14 protein-coding genes and 17 tRNA genes are annotated in these 12913 nt (G+C 38.3%); 28 read left to right on the plus strand and 3 right to left on the minus strand.

Annotation, left to right across the window (positions count from 1 at the left end; all coding sequences use genetic code 11):
- Positions 1-73: 73 nt before the first annotated feature.
- The 18 genes from OXT66_RS08560 to OXT66_RS08645 all read left to right on the plus strand — a co-directional run bounded on the left by OXT66_RS08560 (position 74) and on the right by OXT66_RS08645 (position 2069).
- A tRNA-Thr gene (locus OXT66_RS08560) sits at positions 74-146 on the plus strand.
- A 3-nt stretch (positions 147-149) separates the two neighbouring features.
- Positions 150-221: transfer RNA gene (locus tag OXT66_RS08565), tRNA-Gly, on the plus strand.
- A gap of 5 nt (positions 222-226) precedes the next feature.
- Positions 227-312, plus strand: a tRNA-Leu gene (locus OXT66_RS08570).
- Between the two features lie 6 nt (positions 313-318).
- Positions 319-392 (plus strand) — tRNA-Arg (locus OXT66_RS08575).
- 9 nt (positions 393-401) lie between these two features.
- Positions 402-475: transfer RNA gene (locus tag OXT66_RS08580), tRNA-Pro, on the plus strand.
- Positions 476-503: 28 nt separating this feature from the next.
- A tRNA-Met gene (locus OXT66_RS08585) sits at positions 504-577 on the plus strand.
- A 22-nt stretch (positions 578-599) separates the two neighbouring features.
- Positions 600-673 (plus strand) — tRNA-Ile (locus OXT66_RS08590).
- 49 nt (positions 674-722) lie between these two features.
- A tRNA-Ser gene (locus OXT66_RS08595) sits at positions 723-812 on the plus strand.
- A gap of 6 nt (positions 813-818) precedes the next feature.
- A tRNA-Met gene (locus tag OXT66_RS08600) sits at positions 819-892 on the plus strand.
- A gap of 3 nt (positions 893-895) precedes the next feature.
- Positions 896-970: transfer RNA gene (locus tag OXT66_RS08605), tRNA-Asp, on the plus strand.
- Between the two features lie 5 nt (positions 971-975).
- Positions 976-1048: transfer RNA gene (locus OXT66_RS08610), tRNA-Phe, on the plus strand.
- A gap of 19 nt (positions 1049-1067) precedes the next feature.
- Positions 1068-1138, plus strand: a tRNA-Gly gene (locus tag OXT66_RS08615).
- A 5-nt stretch (positions 1139-1143) separates the two neighbouring features.
- Positions 1144-1217, plus strand: a tRNA-Ile gene (locus OXT66_RS08620).
- A 2-nt stretch (positions 1218-1219) separates the two neighbouring features.
- Positions 1220-1307: transfer RNA gene (locus OXT66_RS08625), tRNA-Ser, on the plus strand.
- Positions 1308-1322: 15 nt separating this feature from the next.
- Positions 1323-1394, plus strand: a tRNA-Glu gene (locus OXT66_RS08630).
- A gap of 24 nt (positions 1395-1418) precedes the next feature.
- Positions 1419-1492: transfer RNA gene (locus OXT66_RS08635), tRNA-Met, on the plus strand.
- A 3-nt stretch (positions 1493-1495) separates the two neighbouring features.
- Positions 1496-1570: transfer RNA gene (locus tag OXT66_RS08640), tRNA-Asp, on the plus strand.
- Positions 1571-1655: 85 nt separating this feature from the next.
- On the plus strand, positions 1656-2069 hold the full coding sequence (locus OXT66_RS08645) for a CopY/TcrY family copper transport repressor (protein ID WP_268596954.1): 414 nt from the start codon (positions 1656-1658) through the stop codon (positions 2067-2069).
- Positions 2070-2111: 42 nt separating this feature from the next.
- On the opposite strand, the gene OXT66_RS08650 is transcribed toward OXT66_RS08645, so the two are convergent.
- On the minus strand, positions 2112-2612 hold the full coding sequence (locus OXT66_RS08650; protein WP_268596955.1) for a monooxygenase: 501 nt from the start codon (positions 2610-2612) through the stop codon (positions 2112-2114).
- A 98-nt stretch (positions 2613-2710) separates the two neighbouring features.
- Between OXT66_RS08650 and OXT66_RS08655 the strand changes: the two genes are divergently transcribed.
- The 5 genes from OXT66_RS08655 (at position 2711) to pepF (ending at position 7698) form a co-directional block, all read left to right on the plus strand.
- Complete coding sequence (locus OXT66_RS08655; protein ID WP_268596956.1) at positions 2711-3451, plus strand: MBL fold metallo-hydrolase; 741 nt, start codon at positions 2711-2713, stop codon at positions 3449-3451.
- A 102-nt stretch (positions 3452-3553) separates the two neighbouring features.
- On the plus strand, positions 3554-3949 hold the full coding sequence (gene spx / locus OXT66_RS08660; RefSeq protein WP_268596957.1) for a transcriptional regulator Spx: 396 nt from the start codon (positions 3554-3556) through the stop codon (positions 3947-3949).
- Between the two features lie 100 nt (positions 3950-4049).
- On the plus strand, positions 4050-4703 hold the full coding sequence (locus OXT66_RS08665) for an adaptor protein MecA (RefSeq protein WP_268596958.1): 654 nt from the start codon (positions 4050-4052) through the stop codon (positions 4701-4703).
- 78 nt (positions 4704-4781) lie between these two features.
- Complete coding sequence (locus OXT66_RS08670) at positions 4782-5867, plus strand: competence protein CoiA (protein WP_268596959.1); 1086 nt, start codon at positions 4782-4784, stop codon at positions 5865-5867.
- A gap of 25 nt (positions 5868-5892) precedes the next feature.
- Complete coding sequence (gene pepF, locus OXT66_RS08675; RefSeq protein ID WP_268596960.1) at positions 5893-7698, plus strand: oligoendopeptidase F; 1806 nt, start codon at positions 5893-5895, stop codon at positions 7696-7698.
- Between the two features lie 22 nt (positions 7699-7720).
- Here the strand turns inward: pepF and OXT66_RS08680 are convergent, their stop codons facing one another.
- A complete protein-coding gene (locus OXT66_RS08680; protein WP_268596961.1) occupies positions 7721-8344 on the minus strand; it encodes a DsbA family protein in 624 nt (207 codons plus the stop codon).
- 173 nt (positions 8345-8517) lie between these two features.
- Between OXT66_RS08680 and OXT66_RS08685 the strand changes: the two genes are divergently transcribed.
- Genes OXT66_RS08685 through OXT66_RS08695 form a run of 3 tightly spaced genes read left to right on the plus strand, consistent with a single transcriptional unit; the run spans position 8518 to position 10871 of the window.
- Positions 8518-9135, plus strand: a complete 618-nt coding sequence (locus OXT66_RS08685; protein ID WP_268596962.1) for a GTP pyrophosphokinase — start codon at positions 8518-8520, stop codon at positions 9133-9135.
- A gap of 25 nt (positions 9136-9160) precedes the next feature.
- A complete protein-coding gene (locus tag OXT66_RS08690; protein ID WP_268596963.1) occupies positions 9161-9967 on the plus strand; it encodes an NAD kinase in 807 nt (268 codons plus the stop codon).
- A complete protein-coding gene (locus OXT66_RS08695) occupies positions 9960-10871 on the plus strand; it encodes an RluA family pseudouridine synthase (protein WP_268596964.1) in 912 nt (303 codons plus the stop codon). The genes OXT66_RS08690 and OXT66_RS08695 overlap by 8 nt, the downstream gene beginning before the upstream one ends.
- Positions 10872-10946: 75 nt before the next feature.
- Here the strand turns inward: OXT66_RS08695 and OXT66_RS08700 are convergent, their stop codons facing one another.
- The gene (locus OXT66_RS08700; RefSeq protein WP_268596965.1) at positions 10947-11438 is read right to left on the minus strand and encodes a hypothetical protein; all 492 of its coding nucleotides are present in this window, start codon (positions 11436-11438) and stop codon (positions 10947-10949) included.
- A gap of 88 nt (positions 11439-11526) precedes the next feature.
- On the opposite strand from OXT66_RS08700, the gene OXT66_RS08705 reads away from it, so the two are divergent.
- The gene (locus tag OXT66_RS08705) at positions 11527-12375 is read left to right on the plus strand and encodes a methyltransferase domain-containing protein (RefSeq protein ID WP_268596966.1); all 849 of its coding nucleotides are present in this window, start codon (positions 11527-11529) and stop codon (positions 12373-12375) included.
- A gap of 15 nt (positions 12376-12390) precedes the next feature.
- Complete coding sequence (locus OXT66_RS08710; protein WP_268596967.1) at positions 12391-12903, plus strand: tRNA (cytidine(34)-2'-O)-methyltransferase; 513 nt, start codon at positions 12391-12393, stop codon at positions 12901-12903.
- Positions 12904-12913: the final 10 nt, after the last annotated feature.

A 12913-nucleotide genomic window follows, 5' to 3' on the forward strand; every position in this document is an offset into this window, starting at 1 on the left:
TTTTAATCAGAGGGTCGACAGTTCGAGCCTGTCACGGCTCATTAATTGAATATTATTGCGCATAATATTGTATGCCGACTTAGCTCAGCTGGCAGAGCACCTGTCTTGTAAACAGGGGGTCGGAAGTTCGAATCTTCTAGTCGGCATATGCGGAAATAGCTCAGTGGTAGAGCACCACCTTGCCATGGTGGGGGTCGCGGGTTCGAATCCCGTTTTCCGCTTTTATGCCGGGGTGGCGGAATTGGCAGACGCACAGGACTTAAAATCCTGCGGTCAGTGATGACCGTACCGGTTCGATCCCGGTCCTCGGCATTTATTGCACCCATAGCGCAACTGGATAGAGTGTCTGACTACGACTCAGAAGGTTGTAGGTTCGACTCCTACTGGGTGCATTTTATTAACGGGAAGTAGCTCAGCTTGGTAGAGCACCTGGTTTGGGACCAGGGGGTCGCAGGTTCGAATCCTGTCTTCCCGATAGCTATATGTGTTTTAGCTATCTTGATCGCGGTGTAGCTCAGCTGGCTAGAGCGTCCGGTTCATACCCGGGAGGTCGGGGGTTCGATCCCCTCTGCCGCGATATAGGTCTTGAACCTAAAACTGGACCTTTAGCTCAGTTGGTTAGAGCAGACGGCTCATAACCGTCCGGTCGTAGGTTCGAGTCCTACAAGGTCCATTGATTCATCTTTAATGATGGACCGTAGGTTTTGCTTTTTATATATTATGGAGGATTACCCAAGTCTGGCTGAAGGGAACGGTCTTGAAAACCGTCAGGTGGGTTAAACCACGCGAGAGTTCGAATCTCTCATCCTCCTTATTATCGCGGGATGGAGCAGTCTGGTAGCTCGTCGGGCTCATAACCCGAAGGTCGTTGGTTCAAATCCAGCTCCCGCAATTTGGTCCGTTGGTCTAGTTGGTTTAGGACGCCTGCCTGTCACGCAGGAGATCACGAGTTCGAGTCTCGTACGGACCGGTTTTGGCTCGGTAGCTCAGTCGGTAGAGCAATGGATTGAAGCTCCATGTGTCGGCAGTTCGATTCTGTCCCGCGCCACTTTTTATAATAATATTTTGCGGGTGTAGTTTAGTGGTAAAACCACAGCCTTCCAAGCTGTTGTCGCGAGTTCGATTCTCGTCACCCGCTTTTTTGGGCCTATAGCTCAGCTGGTTAGAGCGCACGCCTGATAAGCGTGAGGTCGATGGTTCGAGTCCATTTAGGCCCATTGGAGAAGTACTCAAGTGGCTGAAGAGGCGCCCCTGCTAAGGGTGTAGGTCGCGTAAGCGGCGCGAGAGTTCGAATCTCTCCTTCTCCGTTTTTTAATATATATGACCCGTTGGTCAAGTGGTTAAGACACCGCCCTTTCACGGCGGTAACATGGGTTCGAATCCCGTACGGGTCATTGGTCATACTTATATAATATTATCGCGGGATGGAGCAGTCTGGTAGCTCGTCGGGCTCATAACCCGAAGGTCGTTGGTTCAAATCCAGCTCCCGCAATTTGGTCCGTTGGTCTAGTTGGTTTAGGACGCCTGCCTGTCACGCAGGAGATCACGAGTTCGAGTCTCGTACGGACCGTCTCAAAACAAGCCGTTGGTGGCTTGTTTTTTTTATGTATATAAACTACAATTGTAGTTATTAATCGAGGGGAGACTGAGATAATATGGTTAAAGAACAAACTATTACCTCTTCCGAACGGGTTGTAATGCGCGTTATTTGGACACTTGAAAGAGCTACTAGCCGTCAAGTAGTTGAATCATTAACAGATACTCAATGGAGTGTTTCAACAATTAAAACATTGTTATCACGTTTAGAAAAAAAGGGCTTTTTAAGTTCAACTGTTAAAGGAAATCATAAAGTATATGAGGCAACCATGTCTGAAACCGAAGCCTCTCTTGATGTAGGAGCTCAATTAAGCGAGCAAGTTTGTGCTATGCAAATCGGAACGGTATTAAAAGAAGTGATTGAAAACAATCCAATTTCTAAAGGTGACATAGATGACTTAATTAATTTATTAGCCGCTAAAAAACAAACTGCTCCAACTGAAGTTGCTTGTAATTGTATGAATATGGAATAAAAAAGACTTCCTCCAGTGATTTATTCACTGTTGGGAGTCTTCTTATTTATCGTCTTTTTTATTTTTAGCTGGTACAAAACTACTATTACTCATGTAAAAACTTGGTGAGATACGATATTTTTTGGCGAAGTCTGTACTTTCTTGCCAAACACTATAACTATCAAAGTTATCCCAAGTAGTTAGTAGTACGCGTTGATTGATGTCCTTATGGTAGTTCATTGAATAAATAGAATTCATTCCGTCAGGAAGTGAGGCTGCCATGAGTTGATTAATTTTAGCATCAAATATTTTTTGTTGATCAGAATCTAAAGCAATGGTGGTTAAGTTGATGAATCCATTCCATTGATCATTTCCAGAATGGCCTAAAACATCATAAGTTACTGGAGAATTAAAAATCGATTTAGAGCCACTAGCATCCAGTAACATTAATTTACCACTGTCATCTTGATTACTATAAAGATAAAGACTTCGATCAGGGTTTTTAGCCATAATATCTCGAAGAATTTTCTCGCTACCAAACGTAATTGCAATTTGTGAAATCATATGAACACCTCATTTCTAATTCCATTATACGTTTTTTAATTGACCATGCCAAAGGATTAACCTATAATTTGAACATTAAAATACAAGGAGATTTTTTCGTGAAAATTACTGTACTTGGTTTTTTAGGTGGTTATCCCGCCCATAGTGATGCTACTTCCTGTTATTTATTAGAAAGTGAGGGGTACTCTTTACTACTAGATTGTGGTAGTGGGGGATTATTAGCATTAGAAAAAGTTATGGATCCGCTTAAATTGGATAGCGTAATTTTATCTCATTACCATGCTGATCATATAGCTGATGTGGGCGTTTTACAATATTATTGGCAATTACACTCTAAACGGCCAAAAGAACCGGTATTACCTATTTATGGGCATTCTATGGATACAGAACAATTTGCAAAATTAACGTGGCCTAATTCAAGTCAAGGTTATGCTTATGATCCTCAACGAACTTTAGAATTAGGACCCTTTCAAATAACTTTTTTAAAAACGGAACATCCGGTAACTGCATTTGCCATGCGAATTGTTGAAAAGAAAACGAATAAAGTATTAGTGTTTACGGCCGATACTCGTTATTTTGAAGGTTTAATTTCCTTTGCTCAAAATGCCGATCTTTTACTGGCGGATACTAATTTCTTTGCTGACCATACTGGAACTGCCTGGCATCTAACGGCTGATGAAGCTGGTAATGTTGCAGCAAATGCTAATGTCAAGAAATTATTACTAACTCATTTGCCGGCTGAAGGAGACCTAAATTTACTTAAAAAACAAGCTCAAAATAGTGCGGGAGTAGGGATTCAAGTGGAAATTGCGCAATCTAATCTAATTATGAATATTTAACTAGATTATGGTCTTTATTAGTTAAAATTATGAAGTCGCTGAATTTTTGACTCTTTTATTGTATACTCTTATCAACAAGACGGATATAAGGAGGAGTTTATTATGACTATTGATTTCTTAACAACCCCCAGCTGTACTTCCTGTCGCAAAGCCAAGGCTTGGTTAAATGAACATGAAGTGGATTATACTGAAAGAAATATTTTCGTGGATCCACTTTCCAAGGCGGAATTAAAATATATTTTGCGGTTATCAGAAACTGGTACCGATGATTTAATTTCCACTCGTTCCGATACTTATAAAGTATTTAAAAAGAAAATTCAAGAAGCAACACTAGACGAATTACTAGATTTATTGGTAAAACATCCAGAAATGATCCGACGCCCAATTATGATTGATACTAGAAGACTTCAGGTGGGATACAATGACGATGAAATTCGACGTTTCTTGCCAAGAAAAATTAGAAAATTGGATTTGGAAAGAATGCTCGCTGATGCCTAAATTAAAGTAATAGCATTTCTAGTCAAATGATTTACACCTGTTAGATTCATGGTACAATATTGGGTATCAGTGATCCGATATTTGAAAGGGGTGGCTAGAAATGGAAATGGAAAGAATTAATAAAGATACGATTCGAGTTTTGATCGATAATGATGATCTTGATGCTCGGGGAATTCGAATGCTAGATTTGTTAGGAAATCAAAAACAAATCGAAAGTTTCTTCTACAGTATTTTGGAAGAAGTTGACCAAAATCACCAATTCCAAGATAATGAGGCGGTAACTTTTCAAGTATTACCCAATCAAGATGGGCTGGAGCTGTTTATCAGTAAAGCCACACCATTTGCTCAAAATGACAAGGCAGACGGAGTTGATGTTTCCGACCTGTTAAAAAATAGCGAAGCATTAAATGAAGAAGCAGCAAATTATCAAACTAATTCCGAACCTAAAAATGACCCATACGCACCAATGGTTTCTACTACCATCTTAACTTTTAAGACCTTTGATGACTTTTTAGCTTTGAGTAAAGCATTAGAAATTGATAATGGTCTTGCCAATTTATATCGTTTCCAAGATCAATTTTTCTTAGAGTTACGTTTAAACACCGACTCAGATATTGATATGAGTGTTAGCGATGCAGTAGCAATTGCTAGTGAATTTGCCGAAAAGACCAAGGTAACCGCCGACGTGTTGCATGAACATGGTACCTTACTTATGGCTGGTAATGCTTTACAAATTGGACGAACTCAACTTTAGACACCCTATAGGGGTGTTTTTTTATTGAAATAAGTGTTGTTTTTCGTACTTAACCTTTAGAGGTGAAATAAAGTGTTAATGGCGAAAAGAAATGATAAATTAGTATTGGCAAGTGAAGTTAAAAACACTCAGGATTTTATTTGTCCCGGATGTTTACAGCTAGTACTTTTAAGACGGGGATCCGTAAAAATTGCTCATTTTGCCCATCTTAAGAGTGGTTGTAATATGTTTGCCGAAAATGAAAGTCAACTGCATTTAGGTGGCAAAAAATCGTTGTTACAGATGGCCCAAAATTGGGATCCAGCCGCTCAATTAGAAACAACGTTTGACGAGGTGAAACAACGGGCCGATATTTATTTACCAACCGTCAAGTTGGCATTGGAATACCAATGTAGTCCCATTAATCAAGACCGCTTGCAACAGCGTACTCAAGGTTACTCACAAATGGGAGTGCAAGTAGTTTGGATCTTAGGAAATCCATATTTAAGCCAACGGTTAACAACGCAAACCTTAACAAAGTTTGCCAGATTTGATGTTAATTTAGGTTTTTATTTGGTATTTTGGGATGCTAAACGAACTCGATTTGTCTTATGGGCTGATATTATAGAAGTAGCAGGGCAGTACGAATATCATGAATCTCAATATGTTTCTTATCAGGAACTGAAACAATTTTTACAGCAATGTTCATTTTACCAACGAAGGGTAACACTTAAAGAGAAACTTAAACAGTTAACAACTATTAACAATCAAATTCAAATGAAAAATAAAACATTGGTCTTTATGGTGACTCAATGTTACCAAGTAGGTCGAATTTTGCCAGCTTGTCCTTTAATTTGTCATCCTAGTGAAGCGCAATTTCCAATTTTTGGCTGTCAAACGTTATTTTGGCGTATTTTAGTGACCATTAAAATGTTTGAACGTGATTCCCAAGGAATCTTAAAAACGGAATTAAATCAAATTTATACAGAAACAATTCAAGAATACGGCTTAACTTTTTACCAAATTATTAATTTCAAGCGCTTTTACCGGTTAGCTTTTTTACAATATCTTCAAGAATTAACTGCTGCTGGGTACTTGAAGCAAACTTATGATAAAGTAATTATTATTAAACGACCTGAATGGTTTGAAGATTGGGAACAAAAAAGAGCCAACTGGTCGAATTAAACGACTAATAAGGAGAATACCTAAAATGACAACGGTACAAAAATTACCTAAGCGAAATGAAGTTCCAGAAGAATTAACCTGGGATTTGACAACGATTTTTAAAGATGAGGTTGATTTCGAAAAAGCCTTTGGGGTAGCTCAAGAAAATTTGGGACTAATTGATCAACAACCCCATGAATTTAACAATGGCCAACAACTACTAAGCGCAGTGCAAACAGTATTAGAAGTAGGACGGCAAGTAGAAAAATTAGCCGTGTATGCTCAATTAAAAAACGATCAAGATACTCATGATAATGCTAGTCAGGTGCAAAATGATCGAGCTGAAACTTTGCTTACTAGTTTTGCGGAAAAAACAGCTTGGTTTGAACCAGCCGTCTTGGCAATTGAAACTGCTCAATTGGAACTTTTCTATCAGCAAGTGCCTGAATTAAGTCAGTATCAGCGTTTTCTAGCCGTTATTTTGGCAAAGAAAGCTCACATTTTAAGTCCAGAAGTAGAAGGAGTATTAGCGGCAGCTAGTGATATTTTTGAAGCTAGTGCTAAAACGTTTGGTATTTTAGATAATACGGATCTTAGTTTTCCAGTAGTCAAAAACGATGCTGGTCAAGATATTCAATTATCTCAAGGTGTTTATAGTGTTTTATTGGAATCGGCTAAGGTAGAAGTCCGTAAAGAGGCCTTCACCAAGTTATATTCAGTTTATGAGCAGTTCCAACATACACTGGCGTCTACGCTAGCAACTAATGTTAAAACTCATAATTTAAGTGCTAATTTGAGAAATTATGATAGTGCATTGACCGCGGCCTTATCAGAAAATGAAATTCCGACTACCGTCTTTACTACTTTAATTGATGAAGTTAATAACCACTTAGATTTATTGCATCGGTACGTAGAACTACGTAAACAAATTTTAGGGGTCGACGAGTTGCATATGTATGATCTGTACACCCCATTAATGAAAACTAAGAGTCCACAAATTTCCTATAAACAAGCTCAAAAGTTATCGTTAGCTGCGCTAGAAGTGCTGGGACCAGATTACGTTAATAATGTGCACCAAGAATTTAATGGTCGGTGGATCGATGTAGTGGAAAATCAATATAAACGCAGTGGCGGATATTCGTCAGGAATGTATGACACTAATCCGTTTATTTTGTTAAATTGGCAGGATAATTTGGATAATCTCTATACTCTGATTCACGAAACTGGTCATAGTATGCATAGTTATTATTCCCACCAAGCACAACCATACCAGTACGGGGACTATTCTATTTTTGTCGCTGAAATTGCTTCTACTACTAACGAAAACATTTTAACTGATTACTTGTTGAAAAAATTTGCGGATGATGAAGAAATGACTAAATTTGTGCTGAATTATTATCTGGATGGTTTTAAAGGGACGGTCTTTAGACAAACTCAATTTGCTGAATTTGAAAGTTTAATCCATGAAGCCGATGCTAATCAAGTACCATTAACAGCAGAGTTTATGAATCAGGAATACTTAAAATTAAATCAAAAATACTATGGACCAGCAGTAATTTCCGATCCAGAAATTCGATTAGAATGGTCACGAATTCCACATTTTTATTACGATTTCTATGTTTACCAGTACGCAACTGGCTTTGCAGCAGCTACCACATTAGCAGAACAAATCCAAGCTAGTGATAAGGGACGAGTTGCTTACTTAAACTTTTTAAAAGCCGGTAGTTCTGACCAACCGATTAACGTTATGAAACGAGCTGGAGTGGACATGACGCAAGCCGAATATTTAAAAGATGCTTTTAAGATTTTTGAGCAACGACTAGATCAATTAGAAAAATTAATCAAAGCATAAAAAAAGAACCCCGCGGGGTTCTTTATTTGGCTTGATAGTTAGTAAAGTCAGCAATGCCTTCGGTATGTTCAGGAGCAGTCGTTAGATCGATCTGTTGGGGAGTTTTAATGGTGTACTGACATAAATTAAAAAGGGAAGCATAGTTAAAATCTCTTAAGAGAAGGCCACTATCATCAATTGCAGAGTTAAAAATTACTACAGAATTAGGATCTTTAATTTTTAATTCATGAGCCGTTTGTTGATCTTCTTGAAAGACTTGTTTAGTCATTTCAGAACGGCGATCTTCTGCGAACATTTCGCTATCTAAACCAATTTGAGTAATAATTTGATTAACCAATTGTTCATTGTATTTTAAATTATCTTGTAAAACCGCTTTTTGCAAGGCTAATAAAAATTGGCGGCCCTTACGTTTACCTTGAAACGAAGCTGCTTGATAATCTAAGATAATATTATAATGTAATTCTTCGTTAGTCGTTACAGTTGGATTATTTTTAGCAAATTCATGGAGAATTTGGATATTTAGCATGGGAACAAAGTGAACGATGGACTTAGTATCTAGTTGAGAAGCGATTGTAAGGACATTTTGTTCAGCTTCGTAACAGCTAGAGTTCAACGGGTCAATAAATAAATACATTTCTAAAATCAAAGTTAGCCTCCATAGTCGCAACTAAACTAGTTTTATTATCTACAACAAATAGAATAGCAAAATATCTGTAAAAAACAATTTTTTTGCCTGGGAATCGAAAGAATCCAGAATTGTGTTAAAATCAGACAGTGAATGTTAAATTTAAATGTGCTTGAAAGATTGGAAGTGACAAATTGGAACAAAATTGGGATAAACTCTTAATTCCTTACACTCAAGCGGTTAATGAATTAAAAGTAAAACTAAGAGGAATACGAACGCAGTTTATGGAAATTGACGGTCGGAGTCCAATTGAATTTGTGACTGGCAGAGTTAAGCCAGTAGCTAGCATTAAGGAAAAAATGGTTAGACGCCATATTTCCGAAGATCGCCTAGAACAAGATATGGAAGATATTGCTGGATTAAGAATCATGTGCCAGTTTGTCGACGATATCTATCAAGTGGTGGATTTACTGAGAAAAAGAACTGATATTAATATTTTAGAGGAACGAGACTACGTTCACAATAAAAAACCAAGTGGGTATCGTTCATATCATATCGTGTTTGAATATCCAGTTCAAATGGTTTCGGGAGAAAAAGTAATAAAGGCGGAAATTCAGGTAAGAACTTTAGCAATGAATTTTTGGGCCACCGTGGAACACTCCCTTAATTATAAGTATGATGGTGCTTTTCCGGCGGGATTGGCAGAACGTTTGCGCAGTTCAGCGGAAGCGGCATTCAAGTTGGATGAAGAAATGTCTGAAATTCGTGCGGAACTTCAAGAAACTAAAAAAGATAATGATCCCGAAAATTAATTAAACCGGGAAAGGAAACAAATAAATGAGAGTAGCAATTTATAGTAATCTAGTTCAATTATCAAATAACGTTGCGGAACGACTAAAAGCCGAAATCGAACAATCGGATAAATTGGAGCTAGATAGTCTTAATCCCGAAATTGTAATTTCTGTAGGGGGAGACGGAACCCTGTTATCAGCTTTTCACCATTATGCAGATATTAGTGAGCAGATTCGGTTGGTGGGAATTCATACCGGCCACCTGGGATTTTATACGGATTGGCGGGATTATGAGGTTGATGAATTAATTGCTAGCTTAGAAAACGATAATGGGCAAAGTGAAACCTATCCGTTATTAGACATCACGATTAATTATCGGGATGGCGGTAGTGCCGACCATGCCTTAGCGTTAAACGAATCGACGATTAAACAAGTTAGTGGGACGTTGACTGCTGATGTGTATATTAAAGACCAAAGGTTTGAAAGTTTTAGAGGAGATGGATTATGTATTTCCACGCCAAGTGGTTCCACGGCTTACAATAAGTCGGTCGGAGGTGCAATCATTAATCCCGCATTAAATGCGTTACAAATTTCTGAAATTTCTTCCATCAATAATCGGGTTTTTAGAACACTGGGTTCACCAATTATTATTCCACCAGAAGAGTGGGTGCGGATTGTTCCTGAAGATAGTGGTCAACCGGTGTTAACTTGTGATCAGCAAGTTATTTCGGGCCGCCCAATTGCAACCATTGAATACCGAATTGCTAAACAACGGGTAGCATTTGCTCAATATCGGCACACTCATTTTTGGCAGCGAGTCAGCAACTCGTTTATCGGAGTGCAAGATGACTAGTTTTGAATGGCGAGTAACGGAAAATAATCCACAAAAATTAAGGACTGTGATTATGGCTCACGGAGTTACCAGAACCTTGTTAAAGCAAATTAAATTTCATGGTGGGCAAATTAAAGTTAATGGTACTGAACAGTTGACTAATTTTATGGTTACTGCAGGGGATGTAGTGACGGTGACTTTACCACCAGAACCGGGCAATGATCACGTGCCAGCATCTGATGTGGCCTTAGACATAGTTTATGAAGATTCTAACTGGCTAGTAGTTAATAAACCAGCTGGGGTGGCTTCTGTACCGGCTCATATCTATGCCAATGATTCATTAGTTAATCGCGTTAAAGGCTATTACGAACGGCAACACTATGAAAATCAACGGGTCCACATAGTTACCCGTTTGGATCGAGATACCAGTGGCTTGGTCATTTTTGCCAAGCATCACATGGCTCATTCAGTGTTGGACAAGCAATTAAAAGATCATACTTTAAAAAAAGAGTATCTAGCAATTGTAGTGGGTAATTTCAAGCACTCACATATCGAAGTTAATTTGCCTATTGGTAGAGATCCGGAATCATTTGTTAAACGACAGATAGTTGCTGATGGTAAAATGGCGATCACCGAATTTTGGTCTGAACAACGTTGGCCTCAAATGGAACTGGTAAAAATTCAGTTACATACGGGAAGAACGCACCAAATTCGGGTTCACATGACGGCGTTAGGTCATCCGTTGTTGGGAGATTGGTTATATAATCCTAATAATCAACAAATGAAGCGGCAAGCATTGCACTGTTTTCAAGTCAGATTTTATGATCCGTTTAGTGCCAAAATTATTTCTTGTCAGGCACCATTGCCTGTGGATATGAAATTAGCAATAAAGCAAGCCGACCAAATGGATGTAACCAGTATTTAAACGATTAAATAAATTGTGAAACAAAAAGGGGATTTTGACTTTATTAAGTCAAAATCCCCTTTTTTATTTCAGTAATTAATGTTTAATGGCACTTAAAACGGCAATAGTGATTCCTAAACCCACTGCAGGGGAAATTTCATCAGCAATCACTACGGAATAACGATCAAAGTTGTGAGATCCGCGTTTGGCTACAATTAATTTGCGTTTAGAGTCGTGAACGGCAAAGTATCCACTGTTAGTGGTTACCGTTAGTGGTTGCCCCGCTAATTCGACCGTGAATGGGGGGACGTTTTTACGTTGGCGACTAAGCTGGGCTACTGGTTGTTGATTTACGTTAATGGTAGCAGAAGCACCTAAAAATTTGGGATGATTGCTAACGGCAACTGACTGTTGATTAAGTTGAAAAGTAAAGGTTTGGGGGATGTTAATTAACCATCCTAAAAAAATATTGAAAAAATCACTGGCTAAATTAGTGGGGACTTTAGCTAACAGGTGTTCGTTTTCATCAAATATTTGAAATTTATCTCGAAACGATGCGTCTACTGAAACATTGAATTTGGTTGCCATAGCTAGCTCCTTGAATTTAATAGTTTCATTATACCAACTTTTTAAGACTGTGAACGTGATATAATGGATTGCGTTTGTGGAGGGAAAAATGAAGAAAATTGAGATTGCAAGGCAGTTTTTAACTGACCATTTAGATTTATTTAGGTGTCCGGTATGTGAACAACCGTTTATAACGGCAGATGAACAGGGATTAGTATGCCCTAATCGGCACCAATTTGACTTAAATAAAAAAGGAACATTGTATTTTTTGGCCAAAAAGTTTTCTGGCGAGTACGATGGAGAAATGTTGGCTGCCCGGCAACGGATCATTCAAGCCGGACTCTTCGACGGTATTTTAGCTAAAGCAGCTGAAACAATTAATATTCCTAATGCTGCTATTTTAGACGTCGGCTGTGGTGAAGGAACACCGTTAAATAAGTTACTGCAACTAAGAGGAAATCAAGATTACGGCGTGGGGTTTGATATTTCTAAGCCGGGGATTAATTTGGCTAATAATCAAGTTACACCGTCCTTTTTCTGTGTAGCTGATTTAGCTAGATTACCATTTAATGACCACTCAATGGATGTAATTTTTGATCTTTTTTCACCATCAGCATACGGAGAATTTAATCGAGTAGTTAAACCAGGCGGCCAGCTAATTAAGATAATTCCTAATTCGGATTACTTGATGGAATTACGCCACTTACTATATCCAGAGGGCAGTAAAAATCAAGCTTATTCCAATAAGGAGGTTGTAGATTTGTTTGTAAAGCACTATCCTAACAGTATCCAACAACAAATTACATACCAATTTGATTTAAGCCAGGTCAATAACCAAGATCTCTTGATTATGACACCACTTCATTGGGGACAGGGAAGTCAACCGGTAACTACTGAGCAGTTGAATAGTATGTCTCAGATTACCGTGAGCGTCACGATGTTAGTTCAACAATTTTAAAAAGCGAGGAAAAACATGACTAATCATATTGTATTATTTGAACCATTGATGCCAGCTAATACTGGTAATATTGCTAGAACCTGTGCCGGAACTGATACGGTACTAGACTTAATTGAACCATTGGGTTTTACGATTGACGATAAGCACTTAAAACGAGCTGGATTAGATTACTGGGATAAAGTTCAAATTAACCGGCATAAAGATTTACCGACTTTTATTAGTACGGTTGCCAATCCTAAAAACTTATTCTTGGTTTCTAAGTTTGCTGAACAAACTTATGTAGATCCGGATTATAGTGTTCCTGACCAAGATTATTATTTCTTATTCGGAAAGGAAACTACCGGTTTACCGGAACCGTTTATGCGTAAAAATCCTGAAAAAGCAATTCGAATTCCTCAAGACGACAGTAATATTCGCGCTCTTAACTTGTCTAATAGTGCGGCAATCGTGATTTATGAAGTTTTACGACAACAAAACTTTAATCACTTAGAAAAAAGCCACACTTACGAAAACGATAAGCTAAAGTAAACTGCAGAAA

The organism is Lentilactobacillus senioris (assembly GCF_026798195.1).
Taxonomy (GTDB): Bacteria; Bacillota; Bacilli; order Lactobacillales; family Lactobacillaceae; genus Lentilactobacillus; species Lentilactobacillus senioris_A.

Excerpts from the sequence above, each read along its gene's own strand:
- OXT66_RS08645 (WP_268596954.1), top strand. The coding sequence starts at position 1,656 with ATGGTTAAAGAACAAACTATTACCTCTTCCGAACGGGTTGTAATGCGC.
- OXT66_RS08650 (WP_268596955.1), bottom strand. The coding sequence starts at position 2,612 with ATGATTTCACAAATTGCAATTACGTTTGGTAGCGAGAAAATTCTTCGA.
- spx (WP_268596957.1), top strand. The coding sequence starts at position 3,554 with ATGACTATTGATTTCTTAACAACCCCCAGCTGTACTTCCTGTCGCAAA.
- OXT66_RS08665 (WP_268596958.1), top strand. The coding sequence starts at position 4,050 with ATGGAAATGGAAAGAATTAATAAAGATACGATTCGAGTTTTGATCGAT.
- OXT66_RS08670 (WP_268596959.1), top strand. The coding sequence starts at position 4,782 with ATGGCGAAAAGAAATGATAAATTAGTATTGGCAAGTGAAGTTAAAAAC.
- pepF (WP_268596960.1), top strand. The coding sequence starts at position 5,893 with ATGACAACGGTACAAAAATTACCTAAGCGAAATGAAGTTCCAGAAGAA.
- OXT66_RS08690 (WP_268596963.1), top strand. The coding sequence starts at position 9,161 with ATGAGAGTAGCAATTTATAGTAATCTAGTTCAATTATCAAATAACGTT.
- OXT66_RS08695 (WP_268596964.1), top strand. The coding sequence starts at position 9,960 with ATGACTAGTTTTGAATGGCGAGTAACGGAAAATAATCCACAAAAATTA.
- OXT66_RS08700 (WP_268596965.1), bottom strand. The coding sequence starts at position 11,438 with ATGGCAACCAAATTCAATGTTTCAGTAGACGCATCGTTTCGAGATAAA.
- OXT66_RS08705 (WP_268596966.1), top strand. The coding sequence starts at position 11,527 with ATGAAGAAAATTGAGATTGCAAGGCAGTTTTTAACTGACCATTTAGAT.
- OXT66_RS08710 (WP_268596967.1), top strand. The coding sequence starts at position 12,391 with ATGACTAATCATATTGTATTATTTGAACCATTGATGCCAGCTAATACT.